Below are 25,806 nucleotides of genomic sequence, written 5' to 3' on the forward strand. Positions count from 1 at the left end.
CACGGATCGCGTGCGCCTTAATTTTTCGAGCGCCGGCGCGGACCATTACGCCATCGACTTGAGCTGCCGATGATGCCACAACCGGACGCAATCCGGCGACGTCCCGAAAGATTCGAGTAATGGGACGCTATCGTACTATGGCGGTCAGTAGACGTTGAGAGTACCGATTCAACCAAGCGCGCAGGGTTGACCGGTGAATACCTGCATTAGTTTCATCCCACCTACTTGCTGTCAGGAGCTGTGATGTCCAACCCAGAGAAGGGACACGTCGGCCCACATCCGGGATCCGCCAGACACGAGCACGCCCCCCAGGCGCAGAGCCCAGCGCCCAGCGCCGAAGATCCCCACGCTGGGCACGGAGAGCATCTGGCTTACATCGGACAGGATCCCCAGGCCGGACATGACGGTCATGATCGACATGCCGGCCATGGCGCGCACGGGGAGATGTTTCGCCGCCGGTTCTGGTTCAGCCTGGTTCTGTCGGTACCGGTGGTGGTGTTCAGCCACATGATCGCCGAACTGTTCGGCTACACCCGGCCGGACTTTCCGGGCATGACATGGATCGCCCCGATTCTGGGCACGGTGATCTTTGTCTATGGTGGCATGCCGTTTCTCACCGGCGGCTGGGCCGAGGTGAAATCGCGCCGTCCCGGGATGATGCTGCTGATCGCGATGGCGATCAGCGTCGCGTTCGTCGCCTCGTGGGTCACCACTCTGGGGATCGGGGGTTTCAACCTGGATTTCTGGTGGGAACTGGCGTTGCTGATCGTCATCATGCTGCTGGGGCATTGGCTGGAGATGCGGGCCCTGGGTTCAGCATCGGGGGCACTGGACGCACTGGCGGCGATGTTGCCCGACACCGCCGAGAAGGTCACCGCCGACGGAGTCCGCGAGGTCCCTCTCTCAGAGCTGGAGCTAGGCGATGTGGTGCTGGTGCGTGCCGGCGCCCGGGTGCCAGCCGACGGCGCAGTCACCGACGGCCGCGCCGAGGTTGACGAGTCGATGATCACCGGCGAGTCCAAGCCGGTGACCCGCCAGGTCGGCGATACCGTGGTGGCCGGCACCGTGGCCACCGACAGCGCTCTGCGGGTGCAGATCACCGCGGTCGGCGATGACACCGCCCTGGCCGGTATCCAGCGTATGGTCGCCGCCGCGCAGGCTTCCTCTTCGCGGGCGCAGGCACTCGCCGACAAGGCCGCCGCGTTTCTGTTCTATTTCGCCGCCGTCACCGGTGTGATCACCTTCGCGGTGTGGACGTTGTTGGGCAACCTCGACTATGCGGTGACCCGCACGGTCACCGTCCTGGTCATCGCGTGTCCACATGCCCTCGGGCTGGCGATTCCGCTAGTCATCGCAATCTCCACTGAACGCGCCGCACGCGCCGGGGTGCTGGTCAAGGATCGGCTGGCGCTGGAACGGATGCGCACGGTGGATGTGGTGCTTTTCGACAAGACCGGCACCTTGACCGAGGGGCGACATCAGGTCACCGGCACCGTTGCCACCGCCGGGATCAGTGAAGAGCAGCTGCTCGCGCTGGCCGCCGCGGTCGAGTCCGACAGTGAGCATCCGGTCGCCCGGGCCATCGTGGCCGCGGCCCAATCACGGATGCCGTCCAGTGAGCGGGTTGTCGCTAACGACTTCCGGTCCCTGCCCGGCCGGGGGGTGCGCGCCAGCGTCGACGGCACCGACGTTTCGGTCGGTGGCCCGGCCATGCTGGCCGACCTGCGACTGTCGGTCCCCGATGATGTCAGCGCAGTGACCCGCGGTTGGGTGCAGCGCGGCGCCTCGGTGCTGCATATCGTCCGCGATAACCAGGTGCTGGGCGCGGTGGCACTCGAAGACGCCGTCCGGGAGGAATCGCGTCAGGCGATCGACGCGTTGCACGCCCGAAACGTCAAGGTGGCGCTGATCACCGGCGATGCCCAACAGGTCGCCGATGCGGTTGCCACGGATCTGGGCATCGATGAGGTGTTCGCCGAGGTGCTGCCCGAACACAAGGACGCCAAGGTCGCCGAACTGCAAAAGCGTGGGCACCGGGTGGCGATGGTCGGCGACGGCGTCAACGACGCACCGGCGTTGGCCCGCGCCGACGTCGGCGTGGCCATCGGCGCCGGTACCGATGTCGCAATCGAATCCGCGGGGGTGGTGCTGGCAGCCAACGACCCGCGCGCAGTGCTGTCGATCATCGAACTGTCCCACGCCAGCTACCGCAAGATGTGGCAGAACCTGGTGTGGGCGACCGGATACAACATCATCGCCGTACCGTTGGCCGCCGGTGTACTCGCCCCGATCGGGGTGGTGCTGCCGCCTGCCGCGGCGGCGGTGCTCATGTCGGTCTCGACGATCGTCGTCGCGCTCAACGCCCAGCTGTTGCGCCGCCTTGATCTGGACCCCGCCCACTTGGCCCGGACCCGACAAGCCACTCGCCACATCCGCACCGACAGAGGTGCATCAGTCAGTATCGATGCCTAGAAGATCCTTTCGTGGCCGAACGCGGCGCTGTCGTCGCTGTCGCGGTGTTGATGCTGGCGGCCTGCGGAACCGCCCCGCCGCCGCGGGCACCGATTGCGATGCCCGACATCGATCGCGGTCGCGTCGGCCCGCGTACAGCATTGGCGCCGCCGCTGCTGCACGTCGACGCGGGGTGAACGGTGTTGGCCGGCACCCACACCGGAACGTGCTGCATCGCAGGCAGGGCGGGCACCGGACTCTGCAAGCGTGGCCTACCAGCGAACCTGCCCTACTTCCCACGCCGTCTGGTAAGGCAGATTCTCACTTCTAGTTTCGTCAGCACAAGCACCGTTGTCGCGCATCCAATTCGGCGGTCGACTTCGCTGAGCCATTCGAGCGCCTGCCCATCGGCGGCCCTGCGGACGGAATGCTGTGCCGACTTGCGGAGACGGTCACCGCGACGGTGCTTCAATTATGGGCGGCTCGCTTGCCCAACTTTGGGTGTTTGTGCGTGACGAGTCGCTACTGCAGTGTGCACAGTCCGCACACGGATCATCTTAGTATTGACCAACTACATATAGCTTGCAACGTCTATCTAGTGGCAGTGATGCGCTGAGCGGAATGTTCAGTTGAGATTGAGCATGGCAACGTCGGGACGCACTTCCTCCAGGATGGGTTGAGGTGGAGAAGCTGACCGACTGGGCAAGGACGTTGGCCTACAAGGAAATTGCGGCCGCTTTGCTCGCGTTCGGCGTGCGGTGTGCGTCGCCGCAAAGGGAGCTAACTGTTACTGTGGCAAGCTCCTCGAGCGACCGTGTAGAGCTTTACCGAGCCAAGGGAGGGAGTATCAGCCGCGAACGAAGATGCTCGAATCACCTCTTTCGCAGAACCTTGACAGCGTCACACGCTATCGTCAATTCTCATATAGCAGAGTCACTTCGGTAGTGCAGGGAGTGAAGTAACAGGCTCGACAAGGAGAGGCTGATGAAGCTAGCGCAGAGCCGGCGAGTCACCGGTCCGAGCCCTCCGGCGGCAGATGCCGCGTCCAGCCTATATGTCCGTCGGCGATTAATACGTGACTGCACTTCGGAGCAATGGCTAGTGCGAACTCCTTTGGTTCGGTTCGTGCACGGGCATAGCACACACGCACGTTTGCGCGGCAACGGGCGGTAGTCGGGGAGTAGCAATCGAGAGGAGACATGAAATGAATGAGGTTCTGCAATACAGATGGGTAAGACGGCGTCTGGGTGGGGCGACTACCGCTGTTGCGGCGTCGTGCATCGTAGCGTCGGTAGCAGCCGGAGCTGCGGTTGCGCAGCCACCGCCGCCGGATCCGTGTTCTCCGGCCGCCGTGATGCGCGCGCACGCTGCAGCGATGACTCGAATGGCTGACTATCTCGACTCCCGCCCCGACGTTCAACAGGTGTTTGTCGATGCCAGAAGCAAGGCCACACCCCAGGAGCGGCACGGCGTGATTCAAGCGTTCACCGAGAATCACCCAGACGTGGCTGCTGCCTTTCAGAACATCCATCAACCGGTTAAGGATCTGAGTGCGAGATGCGGCTTGCCCATGGGCCCAGGGATGATGCCCGACGGCATGGGGCCCGGTGGTATGGCGCCCGGACAGATGGGTCCCGGCGGCATGGGGCCCGGGCAGATGGCGCCTGGAGCGATGCCTGGGCAGTGAGTCTTGGCGCTCGTCGCTTAATGACTACGCGGGAAATGACAGTGGTGCGACGTGGCGTCACAACCTCTGAGCGCAAACTCGTCTTCGGTGGGTGGCTCTCTGCTCACCGGCGAGTATGGGCGAGCGCGGGCATACTTGAGCCGCTAGCGCGTCGCCGGCTGCGCCTGACGACCGGCGCTAGTTTTAGTGCGGTCAGCACCGCGGTCGCTCATGGCAGAAGCATCGCTTCCTCAGGGCCGGCGACCAGCAACGGCATGAATACGGCATTGCCCGATCGCGGCCGTAGAAGGCGTCGCTGTTGAACCCGGAGTGCTCGGCACCCGGCCTTTACCAAAGGGCCGACAATTCTACTAAGCGACTCAGTAGACGCTCCGCATACTACTAAGCTATTTAGTAGTATGCGGAGACGGACAGCGTGTGGACAGTTTGTCGGCCGACGCGGCGCCGGGCCGGTTAGCCAGGGCTGACCCGTCGGCATCTGGCGGCGAATCTCGATGCCAACCGGCCTCACCATAGGAGCACCATGGACACATCTTCCGATCAACCATTCACCGGCACGACCAGCGGGGCTGCCGCTAGCTCCGAGTACCGGGTGATAGCCAGCTACCGCGACTACGCGCAAGCTCAGCGCGCAGTCGACTTCATGTCCGATTCAGAATTCCCGGTGGAGAACCTCCGAATCCTCGGTCACGATGTGACCACCGTGGAAGCCGTCATCGGCCGCCTGACCAAGGGCCGCGCCGCGCTCACGGGCGCGTCGAGCGGAGCCTGGTGGGGCCTGTTGATTGGGCTGCTGTTGGGAATGTTCGCCGTTGGCACCGCCTGGTTCGGCGTTATGGTGGCTGGCTTGCTCATCGGCACCGTCTGGGGAGCGATCTTCGGGTTCGTCGAGCACTGGGCGACCGGTGGCCGGCGAGATTTCACGTCGATGTCGACGCTGGCCGCTGAGCGTTACGACGTGGTGTGCACGCCGGCGTTCGCCGAGCAGGCCGCTCAGCTGCTGGCCACCATGCGAGGCTGACGACGCTGGCGGCGCTCGGGCTCGCGCAGCCACCTTCGCGGTGTGGTGGGCCCTCGGCGCCAGCGTGCAAACCGCGATGCTGTTCGCCATTACCGTGGTGGTGATCACGTGCCTGACGCGTTCGGCTTGGCCACGCCAGTAATCATGGTCGGAACAGGACTTGGCGCCAAGCGCGGTGTCCTGTTCAAAAACGCTGCTGCACTGGAGACCTCAGCACGCATCGACACCGTCGTCACGGACAACACCGGCACCTTGAACCGCCCCGGGTTTGATGCACACCGGTTACTGGTGCGCAGCCTCTGATGGGGCTGTGTTTGTAGCGTAGTAGACGGTCTCGTACTCGATGGGTGGGATGCGGCCCAGGCGGTGCATGAGCCGGTCGGTGTTGTACCAGTGCACCCACTCGGCGGTGAGCAGTTCGACATCGGTCAGACGGTGCAAGGGACCCCGCCGGAATGGTGAGTCGTCGCGGACTGCTTCGGTCTTGTACAGCCCTATGGTCGTTTCGGCCAAAGCGTTATCGAAGGCATCCCCGACCGTGCCGATCGAGGCCACAAGCCCGGACAGAGCCAGGGTTTCCCCGAACCGCACAGACGTGTATTGAGAGCCCGCGTCGCTGTGGTGAATAGTATTGCCCAACAATGGATTACCCTCGCCGCTTCGGAGGTGTGCGGCATGGCGGATCGCTCGGCGCACGAACCGGTCTTCCTTGCTGGCCGAGCAGGTCCATCCCACAATCCGGCCCGCGTAGGCGTCGATGGCGAATGCGGTGTACACGAACATCCCGTTGGACAGCCGTACGTAGGTGAAGTCCGCCACCAGCAGCACGTTGGGGGCCGGCACCCGGAACTGGCGCTTCACCAGATCGGCAGCCCGGTCGGCGGCCGGATCCGAGACGGTGGTGCGGACCTTCTTGCGGCGAGTAACTCCACGCCAGCCGTTGGTCCGCATGAGACGCTCCACGGTGCAGCGGGCCACCGCGATGCCCTGGCGTTGCAAGTGAGCCCACATCTTGGTGGCGCCATACAGCGACTCGGGCTTGCGCCGACCGTGCTCGTCTGGCTCGTAGAAGCCGGCCAGCACCTCGGTGATCACGGTGTCCCACAGCGCCCGAGCGGATGGGGGGCGGGTCAGCCAGGCGTAGAAGGTCCTCGGGGCGATCTGGCACCCGTGCTCAGTGAGCACGCGGCAGATCGGAGCGACCCCGAACCGAGCACGATGCTCGGCGATGAACGCACAAATCAACGGTGTCGCGGGTCGCTCTCCCGCACGAAGAAACTTGTTGCCGCCTTGAGGATTTCGATGGTTTCCTCAAGCTCACGATTCTTGCGCTTGAGCTCCTTGTTCTCCCGCGCGATATCGGTGGGCACTCCATCCCGCTGGCCGGTGTCCACCTCGACCTGGTTGACCCACCGGCGCAAAGATTCGTAGGACACCCCCAACCGCTTGGCTACCGCGGTGATGCAGGCGGTGCGGGTGTCGTACTCCTCGGCATGGTCGGCCACCAGCCGTACCGCGCGGGCCTTGAACTCGTCGTCGTACTTGTTCGGCATGATGCAAACAACCTTCCCTCGAAAGAAGGTGTGCATCAAACCCGGGGTGGTTCACCTTGACTAAGCCTCAATCCACCGAGTAGCCGGATGAGCGTCGGCTGAGGTGGCTGTTGCAGTTCGCAGCGGTTGTGAGCAGGGGTTATCGGCTGGTCTGCCCAGCTTTTCCTGTGTGCTCCGGTGGCCTTTCGGCGAGGGTCAGGTGGTAGCGAATTTTGGTGGGCTATGGCCGATGACGCTGCGCCACAGTCGCAGCCAGTGCTGCGCCCAAGGCCAGTGGCTGGGTAGGTGCAGGACGGGTCGGCGTTGGGGCCGGGCCAGTCGCGCCGGGATGGTGACGATCTTGCGGCGCAACGTAGCGCCGCGGGCCACCGCATGAGTGCCGCCGGCCAAGACGCCGGCAGCGCGCAACAGATTGTGAGCGATGGCCGCGCAGAGCACCCAGGCGGAGTTCGCCCCGAATCGTCCAGAGGGCATGTGGGCCAGCGGTCCGTCGATCAGGTCGGCGAACACGGTTTCGATGATCGCGTGCTGGCGGTGAGTGATGTCGGCGTCGACGGTCGGTAGGTCGGTGTTGGTGAAGAACGGGTGATACCGCCACGTCGGGAACAAGGCGTCGCGGAAGCGGGCGTCTTTGACCCGACGCACCACCAGGCGAGCGGTGAACCGCTCTTTGGTGGATGCGAACGCGGTGTAGCCGATTTCAGCGACTTCGGCATCAGAGATCCACTCGCCGGTGTCGGGATCACGCACCGCGCCCGGATATTTCACCGGCGTCCACGCGGCTTCGTCGATGGCATTGATGGCCCGGTCGATTGCAGCGTTGCGGGTCATCACCAGCGAGAACTGCGCACCATGTCGTCGGCAGGCGCCGACGACAGAGCGGTTGCCGTAGGACGAATCACCGCGCACCAGGATCGCACCGCTGGCCCCGGCCGCGCGAGCGGTGGTGATGGCCTGGGCGACCATCCGGCCGGCTCCTTTACCGGAGCCGGTCCTGCCGGCCCGCAGGCGCATCCCGGCGATCACCGGTGCCGCACCAGGGGTGCTGATGGTGGTGGCCAACGGTGACAGACCCTTGCGTAGGACCTGCTTGCCGGCGATCTTGGTGTGTCCGTATGAGGCGCCCTGTTTGGCGTGACCATAAACCGGTCGCAGCAGTGAGTCGATGTCGATGAACACCTGGGTCTCGGCGCCGGGCAGCACATCGACCCGCTGGCAGAGTGCAGCCAGATGCTCGCGCAGCACTGATTCGAGTTGGCGTGCGTGTCCGAAGGTGAACTCCCGCAACAAAGTTCCGATGGTCGATGGTGCGTACACACCGTCGAACAGTGTTTCCATACCACCCGAGCGCACGACGTCGAGGTCATCGATGCTGTCGGCGCCAGCGCACATCCCGGCGATCACCGTGGCCAGCTTCGGTGCCGGGTTGGCCGATCCCGACTTGATCTTCGGTGCGGGGATGGAGATCTTGTCGGCCAACAGATCTGGCAGTCCAGTCTGGGTGGCCAGCGCCATCACTGGCACCAGCCCTGCGCACGACACGAGATGCTCATCGTCGAAGACCGCCGACGACGCCGCGAACCTATGGGACACTTGCACTGGAAGTGCCTTTCTGAACTGATCTGATTGATGCGTAGAGAACACCAATCTTTCCAGCTCAAGGGGCACTTTCCTCATTCCGACACCCCACGACCAGGCAATTCATCGGTGGATTCAGGCTAAGGGTGAACCGGAGGTCACCGACGCCGTCGTCGAAGGCATCGCCGAGGACGAACTCCCGGCGCTGGTGGCGGCGGTGGAGACGGAATCTGAACATTTTACTGGCAGCGGCGATCGCGCGCTATGCCACCGAGCAAGGCGCTACGTCACTGCCGCTCAACAATTTTCGAAGCGTGCCCGGACATGAAGCCACCGCTGACGTGGCCGGACACGTGGTCGCCGTCGGCAATCGCAAGCTCATGATCGAGCAAGGCGCCGAGATAATGGACCGACGTGACGAACTGGCATCCAGCGGCCGCACCGCCGTACTGGTCGCAGTGGACGGTCGCGGTGTCGGGGTTAATCGCGCTAGCAGACGCGGCCCGACCAACATCAGCTGCGCGGTCGCCGCTCTCCACGACATCGGAGCACAGGTCGTCATGCTCAGCGGTGACAACGAGGCGACCGCCAGACGGATCGCTTCGCAACTGGGTATCGACACGATCATCGCCGACGTGCTGCCTGAGGACAAAGCCGCCCAAATCGCCGAACTACAGCGAGACGGTCGAAAGGTCGCCATGGTCGGTGACGGAGTCAACGACGCACCTGCCCTGGCTCAAGCCGATCTCGGTGTGGCGATTGGTGCCGGCACCGATGTCGCCATCGAGACTGCCGACCTGGTGCTCATGCGCTCCGATCCGCTCGATGTACCCATCGCCCTTCGTATCGGCCGCGGGCACTCTGCGAAAGATGCGACAAAACCTTGGGTAGGCAGTCGGCTACAACGTCATCGCGATCCCTATTGCCGCGGGAGCGTTTCAGCCTGCATTCGGGCTCGTCTTGCGCCCAGAGATCGCCGCTTTGTCCAGCTTGATCGTCGCTGTCAACGCCCTCTTGGTAGCGGCTGAGCCTGCCCGCGCCAGCACCGGATCCCGCGCACGCACGCATGACGAGCGCGTTGGAACGGACTTCTGGCGAGGGTCCAAAGGCCCTCGAACCGATTGCATACGCCTCTGTCGGCGTCTCTGCGTCTCAACCATCGTAGTAAGGCGCTGCAGGAGCAGCCGACGTTCACGAGGAGGTATTGCCGTGATGATTTGGTACGGCGACGGCATGGGATGGTGGGGATACGCCGCCATGGGCATCGGAATGGTGCTGTTCTGGGCGTTGCTGGTCGGCGGGATCGTACTACTGATCAAACTCGCCGCCGGCGACGCGACCCAGCCAATCCGACCTCCACTCTCCGCCGAACAACTTCTTGCCGCACGATTCGCCGGCGGCGAGATCACCGAAGCGGAGTACCACGACCGCCTGCAGGTTCTGCGGGGCGCCCCTCGAACAACACCATAGTGATCATCAAAGACAGCGGCTTCGACGAAATCGACCGGGCCGTCCGACGACGCACCTTCGGCACGTTATCGACAATGGACCGACGGGGAGCACCTCACGCCACCGCCGTGATCTACGCCGTGTCACCGCCCGATCAGCCGTTGACGCTCTTCGTCACCACCAGAAGCACCACAGCCAAAGTGCACCACATCCGCAAGCATCCGGAAGTGGCGTTCGTCATCCCAGTGCCTCACCGGCTACCCGTGTTCCCACCGAGCGCCGTCCAATTTCAGGGTTTAGCAACGATATTGGAGGCTAACGACACCGCTGCAATCGGCGCCTTTCAAAAATCATGGTTCCATCGTCGGATCCTTGCTGCAGAACAGCGCATAGTCAGGTCAAGTCCAGGGACGTGGTGTACGACGTCGTCGTGTGATTCTTCGAGGTGATGGTTCAGGCGGTCAGTGTCGCCGGGGTGGCCTCCTGTTCGGTCGGGGTGTCGTTGACTGTGCGTGATTTGCTCAGGACGTCGAGGCCGAGGTAGCGCCGGGATTCGGCCCATTCGTCGTGTTGTTCGGCCAGGACGGCTCCGACGAGGCGGATGAGGGCGTTGCGGTCGGGGAAGATACCGACGACGTCGGTGCGCCGGCGGATTTCCTTGTTGAGCCGTTCCTGGGGATTGTTGGACCAGATCTGGCGCCAGATCTGTTTGGGAAACGCCGTGAACGCCAGCAGATCCGGCCGTGCCGCTTCGAGGTGATCGGCGACCGTAGGTAGCTTGTCGTCCAGGGCGTCGATGATCCGGTCATATTGTGCAGCAACGGATTCAGCATCAGGCTGGTCGAACACAGAGTGCAGCAGGGTGCGCACCCAGGGCCACGACGACTTCGGGGTCACCGCCATCAGGTTGGTCGTGTAGTGGGTTCTGCAGCGCTGCCACGTCGCACCGGGCAGCGTGGCGCCGATCGCGGCGACAAGCCCGGCATGGGCGTCGCTGGTGACCAGTTTGACCCCCGACAGGCCGCGGGCGGTCAGAGCCCGCCAGAACGTTAGCCAGCCGGCGCCGTCCTCGGCGGTGGTGACATCGATGCCGAGGATTTCGCGGTAGCCCTCGGCGTTGACCCCGACCGCGATCAGCGCGTGCACGTTGACGACCCGGCCGCCCTCGCGGACCTTGAGCACCAGGGCGTCGGCAGCGACGAACGTATACGGGCCGGCATCGAGCGGTCGGGTGCGGAAGGCCTCGACGGCGGCGTCGAGCTCTGACCCGTCCCGGTGAGTCCGGAGACTGCTTTCGTTGAATTACCCTGCCTTTGGTGGGGTGCGTCTGTGATCGTAGTAGAGCTTCTCGGCGGCTTCGGGGGTGAAGTCGTCGAGGTACTCGTGCGGGCGTTCGGTGTTGAACCAGAGGACCCACTCGGCGGTCGCCAGCTCGACCTGGTTGACGTCACGCCACGGGCCTTGCCGGCGGATGAGTTCGTTCTTGAACGACCCGACCGTGGTCTCGGCCAGCGCGTTGTCCAGGGCGTCGCCGACCGATCCGACCGAGGGATCCACACCTTCGTCGATGAGCCGCTGGGTGAACGCCACCGACGTGTACTGGCTGCCCGCGTCGCTGTGAGCAATCAACCCGTGCAGGCTGGTGGTGCCGTCCTGGGCGCGGGTGAAGAAGGCATGCTCGACGGCGTCGAGGACCAGGTCGGTGGTCATCGATCGGGCGGCCCGCCACCCCAGGATCCGGCGACTGTATGCGTCGATGACGAACGCCACGTAGACGAACCCCGTCCACGTCGGTACATAGGTAAAGTCGGCTACCCACAATCGATTTGGCGACGGGGCGTAGAAGCGTCGGTCCACCAGGTCGGGGTAGCGCACGTGACTGTCATCGGCGATGGTGGTCTTGTGCTTGGATCCGTACCGTGCACCCTCCCAACCGTTTTTGCGCATGATCCGCTCCACTGTGCAGCGGGCGACGTCGTGGCCCTGGCCGCGAAGCCAGATCCACAACTTGCGTGACCCGAGCGTCTGAACGAACTTGCCGGTCTTTCTGTCTTCCCTGGCCGTGGTGATGATCTCGACCAACTCGGCATCACGCACCTGCCGTTGCGTCGGAGTCTTGGCGATCCACTCGTAATAGGTCGACGGACTGATCGACACACCGTGCTGCGAGAGCACGGCGCACATGGGCTCGACACCCCAGCGCAACCCGGCCCCACCGTCGGGGCCGGCCACCTGATGGTCCTTGTGTTCGGCGATGAACCGGATCACCGTCTCCCGGGCCGGTCGAGCTCGGCCCCGAAGAAAATCGCCGCTGCTTTCAAGATCTCATTGGCCCGACGCAGCTCGGCGATCTCTTTGCGCAGCGCCTTGTTCTCCTCGGCCACCTGAGAGGTCACCCCCGGGCGCTGGCCGGTGTCGACTTCCGCGCGGCGGATCCAGGTCCGCAACGTCTCGGGTGTGCCGATCCCCAACATGCCCGCGACCGCGGTGATCGCCGCCCACTGCGACGGGTACTGCGGGCGCACCTCAGCGACCATGCGCACCGCGCGCTCACGCAGCTCCTCGGGGTACTTGCTGACACGTCCCATAACTCAGATCCTCCCAAGATCGGAAGTCTCCGGAAACGCCGGGACGGGTCACTCTTTGGCCATCACCGACACCTGCGACTTCGACAGGCTGGTGATGCCGAGGGTTTCGACGAGCTTGTCCATCCGCCGCGTCGAGACACCGAGTAGGTAGCAGGTGGCGACCACGGTGGTCAGGGCCCGCTCGGCGCGTTTGCGGCGTTCCAGCAGCCAGTCCGGGAAGTAGGAGCCCTGGCGCAGCTTCGGGATCGCGAGATCTAATGTGCCTGCGCGGGTGTCGAATTGGCGGTGCCGGTAGCCGTTGCGGGAGTTGGTCCGCTCGGTGCTGCGTTCGCCGTAGCTGGCGCCGCACAGGGCGTCGGCTTCGGCACCCATCAGGGTGTGGATGAACGTGGCGAGCAGCTCGCGCAGCACGTCGGGATGTGTGGTGGTGAGTCGTTCGGCCAGCACGGTGGGCAGGTCGATATTCTGGGCAACGGTCATCGCGTGGTTCCTTTGCTCGAGTGACTTTGACGGGTCCCTCGAAGAATCACGCGATGACCCTCAATCAGTCGGCTACGACACGCCGGTACCGCTAATCAGGTCCGACTCATACACCACTCTGCTGGACGCAACCCATAGTCAGCCAGGGCGGTCAAATGTGTTTCATCGCGATCCAGCCGAACAAAACGATATTCAGTTACGGCATTGGGCTGTCAGCCCTCGACATACTGCGACAACCGCGCCAAGCGGCCGGACAGACACAGCTACCCGCAGGTCGATAGGCGGACAACGTTGCTTGTACCGCGACCGAGTCTTCCAATACTGGCGCGTCATCGAGATGCAAGTGCCAAAAGGGCTGCTAGTTGTCGTCGCGGATCGCGGCCAGGGCTTACACGTGTGCGCCGCCGGGCGTGCGCTCGTGGTCGTCACGGTGGAGACCTTGCCCTCGCTCGGGTCATCGATGCGTCGATTACTCCGTCGAGCCCTGGCGTGCAGCTTCGCACGCGAGTCGACGAACCTAAGTACCACCAGCGGCTAGGATGTCCTGCGGCGCGCAGCCGCTATGCACTCACGACCGCTGGCAGGACCGGCCTTCACCGAATCTTCAAGAAACCGCTAGCCGAGCCAGAGCGAAGACGTCGAGACTTGTGATGACCAACGACAGGTATGACGACGACCGGTGCGCTGGACAGGAAAAGGAGCTTTTAAAATGAAATCGATCCACACAGTGGTGGCGGGGGTGGCCGCCGTGGGTGCACTTTTCGCTGTCGGGGCCTGTAGCAACACCGCCACTGAACAATCGGGGCCTTCGACGCCCGCAGCCTCCACCTCGATGCCCGCCGGGGCTCAAGCACACAACAACGCCGATGCGATGTTCGCCCAGCACATGATTCCGCATCATCAGCAGGCCATCGAGATGAGCGACATAATCCTCGGCAAGCAAGGCATTGACCCGCGGGTCACCGACCTTGCCAAGCAAATCAAGGACGCTCAAATGCCCGAAATCGAACAACTCAAGGGCTGGCTTAGTGCCTGGGGGATGCCCACCACGATGCCCCGGATGGACATGCCTGGCTCCAGCAACATGCCTGGGATGCCAAGTCATTCGATGCCCAGCGCTAGCGGGACGCCCGGTGACGGCGGTGGAGCCCATCACGGTGACATGCCCGGTTCCAGCAGCATGCCCGACAACTCGATGATGCCTGGCGGGTCGATGTCGCCCGGCGCAAACAGCATGCCGGGTATGGGAATGATGTCGCAGGCCGATATGGACCGCCTGAAGAACGCGCAAGGCGTAGAAGCCAGCAAATTGTTTCTCACACAAATGATCGCCCATCACCAGGGCGCGATCGATATGGCGCAGAACGAGGTCGAGAACGGCCAGTACCAGGCGGCGGTGGAGATGGCCAAGTGTCGCCTGCCATGAGGATGGGACCAGTGTGACCTGATTTTTGCCAGGGTGATGGGACCACCTGGATTGCCAGTTATGGGACCACCGGCGCGTCGCGTCGGTGGTCTTTTCATTTGTTCGTTCGATCGCCGTGACAGCTCAAGTCACGGAGGTCGCCGGCATGGCTTTTCGGGAGGTCAGTGTGAACGAGATCAGGGAAGTTCTGCGGGTGTGGCTGGGCGTGGCGGGGTTACCGGCGCCGGGGTACCGGACGATCGCCGCGCATTGCGGTGTGGATCGCAAAACGGTGCGCCGTTACGTCGAGGCCGCCCACGCGGCCGGTCTGCGCCGCGGCGACGACGCCGGCGCGATCGACGACGGTCTGATCGGGATGGTCGCCGAAGCGGTGCGCCCGGTTCGCCCCGATGGTCACGGCGCGGCGTGGGAGCAGTTATTGGGGTTCGAGGATCAGATCACCAAGTGGGTGGCCGGCTCTGGTGAGCAGCGGCCGTTGACAGTGACCAAGATCCACACTCTGCTGGGAAGGCAGGGCTGTGTGGTGCCGTATCGGACGTTGCACCGATTCGCCAGCCAGCGTTGCGGTTTCGGCCGCAAAGATCTCACGGTGCGGGTCGCTGATGGTGATCCCGGGGTGGAGTGCCAGGTCGACTTCGGCTATCTGGGGATGCTCACTGACGTCGATGATGGGCGCCGCCGCAAGGTGCATGCGCTGATCTTCACCGCGGTGTACTCCCGGCACATGTTTGTGTGGCTGTCCTACTCGCAGACTCTGGCCGCGGTGATCGCCGGCTGCGAGGCGGCCTGGGAGTTCTTCGGCGGCGTGTTCGCCGTGCTGATCCCCGACAACCTCAAACCGGTGATCGCCGCCGCCGATGCGGTCAACCCGCAGTTCAGCCAGGGCTGGCTGGACTACGCCGGGCATGTCGGGTTCCTGACCGACCCGGCGCGGGTGGCCTCGCCGAAGGACAAGCCGCGAGTGGAACGCGCCGTGCAGTACGTGCGCCGAAACTTCTGGGACGGTGAAACATTCACCAGCCTGGCCCATGCGCAGCAGGCGGCGACGGTGTGGTGTCGTGACACCGCGGGCACCCGCACACACGGCACCATCTGCGCTCGTCCGCTGGAGGTGTTCACCGCCGAGGAACAGTCCCGGCTGTTGCCGGTGCCAGGGGTTTATGACGTGCCGGTGTTCAAGACGGTCAAGGTGCACCGCGATTTCCACGCCGAGGTCGCCAAGGCGCTGTATTCGCTGCCCGAGTGCTGGATCGGTCAGTACCTGGACGTGCGGGCCGACACCGAGTTGGTGAAGTTCTATCGCCGCGGCGTGCTGGTCAAGGTCCATCCTCGCCAGCCGGCCGGTGGGCGCAGCACCGACCCCGCTGATCTGCCCGAACACAAGACCGGCTACGCGCTGCGCGATGTGACGACATTGATCGCCACCTGCGCCGCGCACGGCCCCAACGTCGGGATCTACGCCGAACGCATCCTCGATGACCGGCTGCCCTGGACGAAGATGCGCACCGTCTACCGGCTGCTGGGCCTGGTGCGCCGCTACGGCGCCGACCGGGTCGAACAGGCCTGCGCACTGTCGCTGGATCTTGATGTCGTCTCGGTGAACAAGATCGCCTCCATGCTCGAGCGTGCCACCGAGACCAGCACACCCGCGCTGCCGAAGGCCGTCCGCCACACCGCCACCCGCTTCGCCCGCGATCCATCCGAATTCAGCTCCACCCCAACACCATTGACCATCATCACGACCACCGTTGCCGAGGAGAACCGCTGACATGACCACCACCGCCCGTGGCGCCACCGACCCGATCGGCGCTGACCTGCTCCGACTGCTCAAGACCCTCAAACTCGGCGCGATGGCCGACACCCTGCCCGAACGCGCCGCTCTGGCCCGCCAACACAAACTCAGTCACATCGGGTTCCTGGAAACGCTGCTGGCCGACGAGGTCTCCCGACGCGAATCCCGCTCCGCCGCGTTGCGGGCGACCAAAGCCGGACTCGACCCCACCATGCGGTTTGATACCTGGACCGCACACGAGGACCTGCGCTATGACCGCACCCTGCTGGGGGATCTGACCTCACTGCGGTTCCTCGACGCCGGCCAGTCCGCGATCGTCCTCGGGCCCGTTGGTGTTGGCAAGACGCATCTGGCAACAGCATTGGGACACATGGCCATTCGACGCAGACACACCGTAGTCTTCGGCCGGGCCGACAAACTGTTCACCCGACTGCGCGCCGCAAGGCTCGACCACACCGTCGACGCCGAGATCCGCCGCCTGGCCGCCGTCGACGTCCTCATCATCGACGACTTCGCGCTACGCCCGCTCGACGCCACCGAAACCAGCGACTTCTACGAAATCGTCGTCGAGCGCCACCGCGCCAAGACCACCATCGTGACGTCGAACCGCGAGCCCGCTGAATGGCTGACCATGACCGCCGACACCCTGCTGGCTCAATCAGCCATCGACCGGCTGACCTCCGCCGCGCACACCCTGGTCATCGAAGGACCGTCCTACCGCCAACGGACCCGGCCCCAGCTTGACCCAGACCCCGCCGACGAGCATCCTCAGTAACGCGCCACGGTGGTCCCATCCCCCTGGCAATCAGGTGGTCCCATCACCCTGGCAAGCGACACCAAGTCGATCACTAGCAGCCAGCAGAAGGAGATCGACACGATGAAGTCGATTCTGTCCTCGCTGTAGACAGAGTCGGACTGCATGGCCGCTCAGAGAAGGACACGCGTGCTGCTTCTTGCAGCCGCTGCGATATGTGGTGCAACCCTGGTTGTGATCGCCATAAGCACGCGGGGTTTCGGACTCATCAACTCGACAGTCGCGAACGCGTCCGCGCGTGCGGCACAGGAGCGGTGCGAGCGTGATGTCGTCGCGAGGCTAGCGTCACCATCGACAGCGAGACTTTCCGACATCACCGTGACGAGCACGCAACTTGATCCGGAGGTGAAAGACTTGTTCTCGTCGTTGGAAGGGGGGCCCCTCTACGGCGTCGACCACTCTCGCATCACCGTTCGGAATGTGGAAGGCATTGTCGAGGCCCCGAGCGAGGTCGGCGGAACCCTGCACGACCCCTTCGTGTGCCGGGCGTATTTTATCGACGGCAATCTGGCCGACACTCTTGTCGTGTTCGACCATGACCACTGACACCGGTCTGGCTACCCTTCGCGTGCCGACGGCCGAACCCAGTTCGCGCATTAATGCCCTTTGCAACCGCCTGGTGACCGAACACGGCCGCTGCGCGAGTTGACAACCCCGCCAAATGGAGATCACGCAGTTCGCTGCGCGGACGGACGATTCTGACGCCGAGGGTCTCGAATCCGTTTCCCATCCTCTTGACACTTGCATACCCCCGAGGGGTATAGTACGCAAATACCCCCATGGGGTAAGTGAGAGGAGTCCTAGTCGTGGACACGACGGCGCCCGGTTACCTGCAGTCCAAAGACGGCTATTTGCAGCGGTTGCGCCGCATAGAGGGTCAGGTGCGCGGTGTGGCGAGGATGATCGAGGAAGACGCCTACTGCGTTGACATACTCACCCAGATCTCGGCTGCCACCAAGGCGCTGCAATCGGTGGCGTTGATGCTGCTCGACGAACATCTGAACCACTGCGTCAGCCACGCCGTCCAGGAAGGCGGCGATGCGGCCCAGCAGCGGCTCACCGACGCTTCCGCGGCCATCGCCCGTCTCGTGCGCTCATGAACAGACCCCACCTACTGAACGACCCCTATTACCGACGAAATGAGCCGATGAAACCGAATCTCACCTCCTCGGTGCCACTGGCCGAGCCCGCAACCGCCGGATGCGGTTGCTGCGGGCGGCAACAGACTGCTCTATCCATCCCAACCACACCCGTGCAGGAGAACGACATGAGTACCACCACCGCCAGCTACCCCGTCACCGGGATGACCTGCGGTCACTGCGTCGGCGCGGTCACCGACGAACTCACCGCATTGCCCGGCGTCACCGGTGTGAGCGTGGAGCTGGTGCCCGCAGGCACCTCGACAGTCACCATCACCAGCGACACCCCGCTCGACACCGATGAGGTGCACGCCGCGCTGCACGAGGCCGGCGACTACCACCTGGCCACTTCCTAACCAACACCGCACCGCGCTCCGCAAGCGGGTCGGCTGTAGGAGACAACAGCACGTGAGCACCACCGATCACGCGGCCGCGCTCGATGAGCCGCTCAGCGTCGAGTTGTCGATCGGCGGGATGACCTGCGCTTCGTGTGCCGCCCGGATCGAGAAGAAGCTGAACAAGCTCGACGGGATCAGCGCCAGCGTCAACTACGCCACCGAAAAGGCCAAAGTCACCTATCGCGGATCGATCGACACCGCACAACTGATCGCCGCTGTGGCGGCCGCCGGCTACACCGCCGCCGCACCGCCACCCTCGGTGGCCGCCGGCGGTGAAGACGTCGAAACCACGGCAGCAGAATCCGACGAGGCCGCCTCGTTGCGGACCCGACTGCTGATCTCGCTGGTGTTGACCGTGCCGGTCGTGGTCCTGTCGATGATTCCGCCGCTGCAGTTCACGAACTGGCAATGGCTCGCTCTGACCTTGGCCTCGCCCGTCGTGGTCTGGGGAGCGTTACCGTTTCATCAGGCGGCCTGGGTCAACGCCCGCCACGGCGGGGCCACCATGGACACGCTGATCTCACTGGGTGTCACTGCAGCCTATCTGTGGTCGCTGTGGGCACTGTTCCTGGGACATGCCGGCATGCCCGGCATGCGGATGACGTTCAGCCTGTTCCCGGCCACGGGCGGGGGCGCCGACCACATCTACCTTGAGGTCGCCTCCGCGCTCACCGTGTTCATCTTGGCCGGGCGTTATTTCGAGGCACGCGCGAAGACGCGTTCGGGTGCGGCGCTGCGGGCGCTGATGGACATGGGGGCCAAGGATGTCGCGGTGTTGCGAGGCGGCGCCGAGACCCGGATCCCCACTGCCCAGTTGGCCTTGGGGGATATCTTCGTCGTGCGTCCGGGGGAGAAGGTTGCGACCGACGGTGTTGTCACCGAGGGCGCTTCGGCGGTGGACGCCTCGATGCTCACCGGGGAATCGGTGCCAATCGAGGTGCGACCGGGAGATCGGGTCATCGGGGCGACCGTCAACTTCGGCGGACGACTGTTGGTGCGCGCCACCCGGATCGGCGCCGACACCCAGCTGGCGCGGATGGCGCGACTGGTCGCCGACGCCCAGAACGGAAAGGCCCCTGTGCAGCGCTTGGCTGACCGGGTCTCGGCGATCTTCGTCCCGATCGTCATAGCGTTGTCCCTGATCACCATGGGTGTGTGGCTGCTGGCCGGGCACACGGCGGCGGCGTTTACCGCCGCCGTCGCCGTCCTGATCATCGCCTGCCCGTGCGCCCTGGGGCTGGCCACCCCCACCGCGCTGCTGGTCGGCACCGGCCGAGGCGCCCAGCTCGGTATTTTGATCAAGGGACCGCAGGTCCTCGAGTCGACTCGCCGCGTCGACACCATCGTGCTGGACAAGACCGGCACCGTCACCACCGGCCGGATGAGCCTGATCGCCGTGTACCCGGGTGTCGGCGAGGACGCCGCGCAGGTGCTGACACTTGCCGGGGCCTTGGAGAACGCTTCGCAACACCCGATCGCCCAAGCGATCGTTGCGAGTGCCGCTGCCAACGGTGACGCGCTGCCGTCTGTCGACGGGTTCACCAACCACGACGGATTGGGTGTCAGTGGCGTCGTCGCTGGGCACGCCATGTTGGTCGGGCGCCGCGGCTGCCTTACGGAACAGTGGTCGCTGACCGCCCCCGACATCCTCGTCGACGCCGCGGAGCAAGCCGAAACACTGGGCCAGACCCCGGTCTGGGTGGGCTGGGACGGGGCGATCCGCGGAGTGATTGTCGTCGCCGACACAATAAAGTCCACCTCGGCTGCCGCGGTCGGCCAGTTCCGCCGGCTTGGTTTGCGCCCGGTTCTGTTGACCGGGGACAACCGGCGCGCCGCACACGCGGTGGCCGCGCGGGTCGGCATCGACCCGCGAGATGTGATCGCCGAGGTGCTACCAGCCGACAAGCTCGATGCGGTGAAAGACCTGCAAGCGCAGGGGCGCACTGTCGCCATGGTCGGCGACGGAGTCAACGACGCCGCCGCACTGGTGCAGGCCGATCTGGGCCTAGCCATGGGCACAGGCACCGACGTCGCCATCGAGGCCTCTGACCTGACATTGGTCGGCGGTGATCTTCGCGCCGGCGCAGATGCCATCCGGCTGTCCCGCTCGACGCTCAAGACGATCAAGGGGAATCTGTTCTGGGCGTTCGCCTACAACATCGCCGCCCTGCCGCTGGCCGCACTCGGGTTGCTCAACCCGCTCATCGCCGGCGCCGCAATGGCGTTCAGCTCCGTTTTCGTGGTCAGCAACAGTCTCGCCTGCGCCGCTTCGCCAGCCACGCCTCCCATCAACCCTCATCCGCAGTGAACACCGAGGCAACAGCACCAGGGGCCCCGAACCAAGCTGTCATTTGAAGTAGCAGAAACGGTTCATGGATACCAGACATTGGTCCACAGTTTTGGGCTGACTAATCCCGTTGGTACACCGCATAACAGCGATATCGGAAAAGTGCGATGGGAGCTTGCTTGCGCACTTCACCGGCTTCGATGTCAGGCAACCGTGACATCGACGAGCTTGTTTACGGTACCGCGACATCAGTGTCGTGCTGCCCGCTGCACGTGCCGTGAAACGGTGATCACTCCGGATCCGCGCAGGGGCGAGGACACCTACGACCCTCATCGACGACGCCGTCGCCGCGCTGGCCGATCGCCGGGGAGTCTGGCTCGGCGATGACCTGGCCAGCATCGCGCTGATCGCCAGTCTCATCGAGCAAGCCGAAAGATGGTTGCCCCACCTGGTCCACGACGCCCGCGCCAACGGCCACGGCTGGACCGAGATCGTTCGAGCACTGGGCACCAACCCCGACGAGGCTCGCTTTCGATTTGACCCCCAATCCCCAATCGCCGACGGCAGATGGCCCTACGATCACTAACCGCGGCGCGACGCCCCTCAGGCCCGCCAGCACCCAAATTGTCGACCGTCGCGTAATTCCCCCGGGGTGTCCGTCATGTAATTCCGCCACCGGTGGGCCTCGGTGTAGGTCTACCGGGTGGGCTTGGCGTTGTCTACCGGCGCGCTAGCGCCGGGTCTTTTTCGGGGTCGGTAGCTGGGTCCGTCCATCAGGATCTGGTGGCTGGTGTTGATCAGGCGGTCGAGCAGCGACTCGGCGACGACGGGGTTGGGGAACAGGTTGTACCAGTCCTTCGGTGATCGGTTGGAGGTCAGGATGAGGGGGCGGCCGTTGACGGCGCGATCGGAGATCAACTCGTAGAGGTCGTCGGCGTGCATCGCGGTGTGTTCGCGCATGGCGAAGTCGTCGAGGATCAGCACGAGCGGTTTGGTGTATTCGCGGATGCGTTGACCCCAGCTGCGATCGGCGTGACCGCCGGCGAGGTCGGAGAGTACCCGGGAGGTCTTGGCGAATCGGACGTCGCCGCCGCGGCGGGCCACTGCGTGCCCAAGCGCTTGTGCCATATGGGTTTTCCCGACTCCGACGGGTCCGTAGAGGATCACTGATTCGGCGGCGTCGAGCCACCGCAGTGCGGCCAGGTCGCGCAGCATCGCCGCGGGCAGCTTGGTGTTGGCGGTGAAGTCGAAGGATTCGAATGTCGATTGTTCCTCGAAGCGGGCTCGGCGGATGCGCCGGGTGAGGGCGGCGGATTCTCTGCGGGCGATCTCGTCTTCGCAGAGCACCTGGAGGAAGTCGAGGTGCCCGAGGGTGCCGTCGCGGGTCTGCGCCAGCCGGGCATCCAGGGTGTCGAGCATGCCGGTGAGTTTGAGGGTGCGCAGCGCATTGCGTAGTGCGGGGTCGAGGATGCTCATGGTGGTGATGTCCTTAGGTTCAGATCGAATGATGTTGGTTGCCAGCTGGATACGATGCGTTGATCACGCGATCTCGCCGGTGGTGGTGTCGAAGGCTTGCGGCCCGCGCAGATGCGCCGCGGCTTGCGGGGCGGCGGATTCGATGATGCCGTCGAGTTCGGTGCCGGCGGCCAGGATGCCCTTGACCGTGCGGTAGCTCGGGTCGCCGACGGTGATCGCCCGCGCGCAGGCGGCTTCCAGGCGGTCGTGGCCGACGGTCTTGAGCAAGGCGAGGACGCCTTGAGCGCTGCGCAGTCGGTGGATGGCGTTGACTTCCATGAATTCGGCGATCACCTGGGTACAGGCCGGTCCGACCTCGGCGGCTACTCGGCGACACCAGGTCGGGTTGCGCATCGTGAAGGCGATCTTCTCCGGCGGGTAGTGCTCGAAGTCGGTGGCCCGCCCACGGTGATGGGTGACGTGGGTGGCCACGACGTCGCCGTCGTGCACGATCTGCACCAGGTCGCCGCACGTGCGGGCGTGGACCTGTTGGCCCATCAGCCGCCACGGCACCGAGTAGAGCGCCTTGCCGACTTTCACGTGGCAGTCGGCGGCGACCTTGCCCGTCGACCACACCGCAAGTTGGAAATCACTGTGCGGCAACGGCAACAGGGCATGCTGTTCAACGGTGGAGAACACGAACCCTGGTTGCTCACCGTCGAGTGCCCGAGAGTTTCGCGCCCCGGCTACCTCACGGCACCAGACCAGCGCGGCGGCCTGCATCTGCTCCAGCGAGGTGAACTCGCGGCCCCGCCAGAACGAGTCCCGAATGTATTGCATCGGGCGCTCGACGCGTGGTTTGTCCTTCGGCTTGTTCGCCCGCGCCGGGTCGATCAGGCAACCGTAGTGGGCACCCAGTTCGGCGTAGGCCTTGTTGATCTTCGGGTCATAGAGATCCGGTCGAGTGACACCGGTCTTCAGGTTGTCCGGGACCAGCCGGGCCGGGACGCCACCGAAGAACTCGAACGCTGCCACATGCGAAGCGCACCAGGAGGATTGATGCATCTTCAGGACCGGTTGGACGAACAGATGCCGCGAATGGGCCAGCACCATCACGAACGCCCACACCGTCACGCGTCGACCACTGACTGGGTCGAACCACATCCCGAGGCGGCCGTAGTCGATCTGGGCCTCGCTGCCCGCTGGCACCGATCCGCGGGCCACGGTCACCTTCTCCCGCGTCGCCTCTTCGGAGAGGTTCGCCGAGATCCACCTGCGCACTGAGGATTCCGACGCGGCAACGCCATAGTCGTCACGCAGCCGCTGCGCCACGGTCGCCGCACTGACCTCGGCCTTGAGCCAGTCACGGATCCGGTCGCGGTGCACTTCGATGCCCGGCCAGGTCGTGGCCCGCAGACCGGGGTCGGCGACCTCGGGAAACCACCGACCAATGTGCGCCGCCCACTCGGGCTCGGTGACCGGCTCCCCGCCCGGGGTCAGCGACTCGGCGATCGCCGGCGCCAAATACTTCGCGATCGTCTTGCGGTCGATGCCCAAACTCTCCGACAGCTGGCGCTGAGACCGACCCGCATGCCAATGGGTCAACAACTCGATCAGGTCGAACACGTCGAAACTTCTCCTCGCCATTCGGCGCCCTTCCTCACGAGTCGAACCGTGAGTCGAGCGAACCTGTGTACGAGGCCCACGACCGGCTGCCACACCGCCCCAGGGTGGGGGAATTACGTGACAGACGGGGTGGGGGAATTCCGTGACGGACAACCCCTCAAGCTGGAGGAATTACGTGACCGCTGACACCAAATGCGTTGAGCAGCAAGTTTCTTCGCAAAGCCGCATCGAAGCGGGCAACGTTACAGCCGCCGATCTTCGGGCCCGCGCGTGTGTTGAGTTGGTGCTGCGGCGAATCGCTGGGCGCATTCGGGCGAGCAGAACACCATCGCCGTTGTTGTGGCGCAGTCGGCTCGGCGCCGCGCTGGCATCAACGCGCACGTGGCGACGAGGGGGCGGAAGTCGCGGACCTAGTGACCTTCAGATGTGTCACACACAATCTGATAACTCAGTATTATCGATTTATTACGTACGTTTTAACTCCGTAGAAAAGGTGGTCGAACCATGAAGCGCCAGAAAGCGTCCCATACTGGACCGTCAACTACTGGGCGTGAGCACTGGCTTCGGCTTGCCTTGGCCGGTGGAGTCCTCGCAGCGATCGCGGCGGTGCCGGCATTCGCCGTTCCAAGCAGTGATCTGATCACACCGGCGGCTCCCTGCCCTAACGGAGAAGAAGTCGACGTGTTCAGCCTGTCATGCACACCGCACCTTGCACCGCGCTCGCCGTTGCAGCCCATCCCGGGCAATCCGGATGTCCCCGCAATACGGGGGGTGCCATGCACCACCGAGCCAGAGTGCACCCGTCTGGGCCGAAAGCCCGGTATCTTGGCCCCGCAGCCTGTACCGCATGCCAAGTTTGGACACGAGGGCACCGCCGAATCTCATCCATAGCGGGGACAGCCTGCTGACGCCGAACCGTGTCGGATGACCCTTCGCGCAAGAACCTGATCGCAAGAACTGATGATGAAGTGTCGAGCCTTTCGCACGGATCTTTCCTCGGATCAACACGTCGGCAATGCCGCCGGTCAGCGCGCGACGCCGCTCAGCTCAGACCGCGCCAGCTTCCAGATAGATATTGCCTGCGCCATCGGTTCGTGTGATGGTCAGCTCGAACGGATGGTCATCCCCGCCACACCGGCGCTGCCGAAGAACAGGGAGGCAGCGGCTGCCACGGCACCCACCGGTGATGTGGTCGCTGTGGACCCCTCGGCCACCATGCGTGATATGGCCGCGGCCAGATGCGCTGCGCTTATCCGTGACGGCCGCGTCGAGGTTCGGGACGGCACCGCCGAAGCGACCGGATGTGCCCACGGCACTGTCGATGTGGCGATCTCGGTCAACAACGTGATGTTATGGAATCGTCCCGCGGGGTTTGCAGAGTTGTTCCGTGTCCTGCGTCCGGGCGGACGGCTCTTGCTCAGTGTTCACCGGCACGTCCTTGATGTCGATCCCGTTCAACTCGTCGATGACGCGCAGTCGGCGGGGTTCACCGATGTGAAGCTTTCCGTGCGTGCAAGGCGCTTTAACAGCCCCGCCGTCGAATTGATCGCGCGCCAGCCCGAACGTTGACGGGTTCGGGACGGCACCGCCGAAGCGACCGGATGTGCCCACGGCACTGTCGATGTGGCGATCTCGGTCAACAACGTGATGTTATGGAATCGTCCCGCGGGGTTTGCAGAGTTGTTCCGTGTCCTGCGTCCGGGCGGACGGCTCTTGCTCAGTGTTCACCGGCACGTCCTTGATGTCGATCCCGTTCAACTCGTCGATGACGCGCAGTCGGCGGGGTTCACCGATGGGAAGCTTTCCGTGCGTGCAAGGCGCTTTAACAGCCCCGCCGTCGAATTGATCGCGCGCCGGCCCGAACGTTGACGGATCAGCTTAGGTTCATGCCGCATGGCTTATGGAAGCCATGGGCGGTGACCTGGCACCGGCTGACTCGGGACGGTGAAGGCGGCGAGTAACGTGGCCACGATCACATTGTCGGCGGCACGTTCATTCAACCGGCCGGCGGTGAGCTCCTCGGCGGCGCCATGAAGGACGTTGGGAAAGGTCGCCATTAGCC

At 64.4% G+C, this 25,806-nt stretch carries 19 protein-coding genes and 5 pseudogenes; 17 read left to right on the forward strand and 7 right to left on the reverse strand.

Going from position 1 to position 25,806, the window contains the following annotated elements; translation table 11 throughout:
- Window positions 1-243 precede the first annotated feature (243 nt).
- From DYE23_RS03355 to DYE23_RS03375, 5 genes and pseudogenes are all read left to right on the forward strand, one after another.
- Window positions 244-2,472 (forward strand): heavy metal translocating P-type ATPase, encoded by a 2,229-nt coding sequence (locus DYE23_RS03355; protein ID WP_115326497.1) that lies wholly within the window; start codon window positions 244-246, stop codon window positions 2,470-2,472.
- 11 nt (window positions 2,473-2,483) lie between these two features.
- A complete protein-coding gene (locus tag DYE23_RS30730) occupies window positions 2,484-2,648 on the forward strand; it encodes a hypothetical protein (RefSeq protein ID WP_165604485.1) in 165 nt (54 codons plus the stop codon).
- Between the two features lie 1,007 nt (window positions 2,649-3,655).
- Complete coding sequence (locus DYE23_RS31705) at window positions 3,656-4,138, forward strand: hemophore-related protein (protein WP_067395762.1); 483 nt, start codon at window positions 3,656-3,658, stop codon at window positions 4,136-4,138.
- A 523-nt stretch (window positions 4,139-4,661) separates the two neighbouring features.
- On the forward strand, window positions 4,662-5,159 hold the full coding sequence (locus tag DYE23_RS03370) for a YflT domain-containing protein (protein ID WP_067394814.1): 498 nt from the start codon (window positions 4,662-4,664) through the stop codon (window positions 5,157-5,159).
- A gap of 31 nt (window positions 5,160-5,190) precedes the next feature.
- Window positions 5,191-5,420, forward strand: a pseudogene (locus tag DYE23_RS03375) (ATPase P); the annotation flags it as partial.
- Between the two features lie 21 nt (window positions 5,421-5,441).
- On the opposite strand, the gene DYE23_RS03380 reads toward DYE23_RS03375, so the two are convergent.
- Both DYE23_RS03380 and DYE23_RS03385 read right to left on the reverse strand, forming a co-directional pair.
- A protein-coding gene (locus DYE23_RS03380; RefSeq protein WP_115326498.1) for an IS3 family transposase occupies window positions 5,442-6,712 on the reverse strand; the annotation gives its coding sequence in 2 pieces (ribosomal slippage) (window positions 5,442-6,439 and window positions 6,439-6,712; 1,272 coding nt in all).
- Between the two features lie 195 nt (window positions 6,713-6,907).
- Window positions 6,908-8,311 (reverse strand): IS1380 family transposase, encoded by a 1,404-nt coding sequence (locus DYE23_RS03385; protein WP_115326499.1) that lies wholly within the window; start codon window positions 8,309-8,311, stop codon window positions 6,908-6,910.
- Between the two features lie 125 nt (window positions 8,312-8,436).
- On the opposite strand from DYE23_RS03385, the gene DYE23_RS03390 reads away from it, so the two are divergent.
- From DYE23_RS03390 to DYE23_RS03400, 3 genes are all read left to right on the forward strand, one after another.
- A complete protein-coding gene (locus tag DYE23_RS03390) occupies window positions 8,437-9,318 on the forward strand; it encodes an HAD-IC family P-type ATPase (protein ID WP_372516206.1) in 882 nt (293 codons plus the stop codon).
- A 181-nt stretch (window positions 9,319-9,499) separates the two neighbouring features.
- The gene (locus DYE23_RS03395; protein WP_083126121.1) at window positions 9,500-9,760 is read left to right on the forward strand and encodes an SHOCT domain-containing protein; all 261 of its coding nucleotides are present in this window, start codon (window positions 9,500-9,502) and stop codon (window positions 9,758-9,760) included.
- Window positions 9,760-10,188 (forward strand): pyridoxamine 5'-phosphate oxidase family protein, encoded by a 429-nt coding sequence (locus DYE23_RS03400; RefSeq protein WP_264032934.1) that lies wholly within the window; start codon window positions 9,760-9,762, stop codon window positions 10,186-10,188. The genes DYE23_RS03395 and DYE23_RS03400 overlap by 1 nt, the downstream gene beginning before the upstream one ends.
- A gap of 4 nt (window positions 10,189-10,192) precedes the next feature.
- Here the strand turns inward: DYE23_RS03400 and DYE23_RS03405 are convergent.
- The 3 genes and pseudogenes from DYE23_RS03405 to DYE23_RS03415 all read right to left on the reverse strand — a co-directional run.
- A pseudogene (locus DYE23_RS03405) lies at window positions 10,193-11,005 on the reverse strand (IS256 family transposase); the annotation flags it as partial.
- Between the two features lie 36 nt (window positions 11,006-11,041).
- A protein-coding gene (locus DYE23_RS03410) for an IS3 family transposase (RefSeq protein WP_115326500.1) occupies window positions 11,042-12,327 on the reverse strand; the annotation gives its coding sequence in 2 pieces (ribosomal slippage) (window positions 11,042-12,045 and window positions 12,045-12,327; 1,287 coding nt in all).
- Window positions 12,328-12,378: 51 nt separating this feature from the next.
- Window positions 12,379-12,807: pseudogene (locus DYE23_RS03415) on the reverse strand (transposase); the annotation flags it as partial.
- Window positions 12,808-13,516: 709 nt separating this feature from the next.
- Here DYE23_RS03415 and DYE23_RS03420 point away from each other — a divergent pair.
- The 7 genes and pseudogenes from DYE23_RS03420 (at window position 13,517) to DYE23_RS03450 (ending at window position 20,731) form a co-directional block, all read left to right on the forward strand.
- Entirely contained in the window at window positions 13,517-14,233 is a 717-nt protein-coding gene (locus tag DYE23_RS03420) for a DUF305 domain-containing protein (RefSeq protein ID WP_115326501.1), read from the forward strand.
- A gap of 145 nt (window positions 14,234-14,378) precedes the next feature.
- Window positions 14,379-16,001 carry an IS21 family transposase gene (gene istA, locus DYE23_RS03425; protein ID WP_115326215.1) on the forward strand — a complete coding sequence of 541 codons (1,623 nt, stop codon included), beginning with the start codon at window positions 14,379-14,381 and terminating at the stop codon, window positions 15,999-16,001.
- 1 nt (window position 16,002) lies between these two features.
- Window positions 16,003-16,800: an IS21-like element helper ATPase IstB gene (gene istB / locus DYE23_RS03430; RefSeq protein WP_067388237.1), complete on the forward strand. Its 798-nt coding sequence runs from the start codon at window positions 16,003-16,005 to the stop codon at window positions 16,798-16,800.
- Between the two features lie 168 nt (window positions 16,801-16,968).
- Entirely contained in the window at window positions 16,969-17,385 is a 417-nt protein-coding gene (locus DYE23_RS03435) for a hypothetical protein (protein ID WP_235660320.1), read from the forward strand.
- A gap of 260 nt (window positions 17,386-17,645) precedes the next feature.
- Window positions 17,646-17,939, forward strand: a complete 294-nt coding sequence (locus tag DYE23_RS03440) for a metal-sensitive transcriptional regulator (RefSeq protein ID WP_067394808.1) — start codon at window positions 17,646-17,648, stop codon at window positions 17,937-17,939.
- Between the two features lie 167 nt (window positions 17,940-18,106).
- On the forward strand, window positions 18,107-18,334 hold the full coding sequence (locus DYE23_RS03445; protein ID WP_083126190.1) for a heavy-metal-associated domain-containing protein: 228 nt from the start codon (window positions 18,107-18,109) through the stop codon (window positions 18,332-18,334).
- Between the two features lie 118 nt (window positions 18,335-18,452).
- Window positions 18,453-20,731: pseudogene (locus DYE23_RS03450) on the forward strand (heavy metal translocating P-type ATPase).
- 628 nt (window positions 20,732-21,359) lie between these two features.
- On the opposite strand, the gene istB (DYE23_RS31075) reads toward DYE23_RS03450, so the two are convergent.
- Complete coding sequence (gene istB, locus DYE23_RS31075; protein ID WP_115327697.1) at window positions 21,360-22,139, reverse strand: IS21-like element helper ATPase IstB; 780 nt, start codon at window positions 22,137-22,139, stop codon at window positions 21,360-21,362.
- Between the two features lie 63 nt (window positions 22,140-22,202).
- A complete protein-coding gene (gene istA, locus DYE23_RS31080; RefSeq protein ID WP_115327696.1) occupies window positions 22,203-23,744 on the reverse strand; it encodes an IS21 family transposase in 1,542 nt (513 codons plus the stop codon).
- Window positions 23,745-24,707: 963 nt separating this feature from the next.
- Between istA (DYE23_RS31080) and DYE23_RS31235 the strand changes: the two genes are divergently transcribed.
- Together DYE23_RS31235 and DYE23_RS30740 are read left to right on the forward strand one after the other, a co-directional pair.
- Entirely contained in the window at window positions 24,708-25,313 is a 606-nt protein-coding gene (locus DYE23_RS31235) for a class I SAM-dependent methyltransferase (protein ID WP_207568604.1), read from the forward strand.
- 18 nt (window positions 25,314-25,331) lie between these two features.
- Window positions 25,332-25,613 (forward strand): annotated as a pseudogene (locus tag DYE23_RS30740) (class I SAM-dependent methyltransferase); the annotation flags it as partial.
- Window positions 25,614-25,806 lie beyond the last annotated feature (193 nt).

Origin of the sequence: Mycolicibacterium gilvum, from assembly GCF_900454025.1 — a bacterium.
In the GTDB taxonomy this organism is placed as follows: Bacteria; Actinomycetota; Actinomycetes; order Mycobacteriales; family Mycobacteriaceae; genus Mycobacterium; species Mycobacterium gilvum.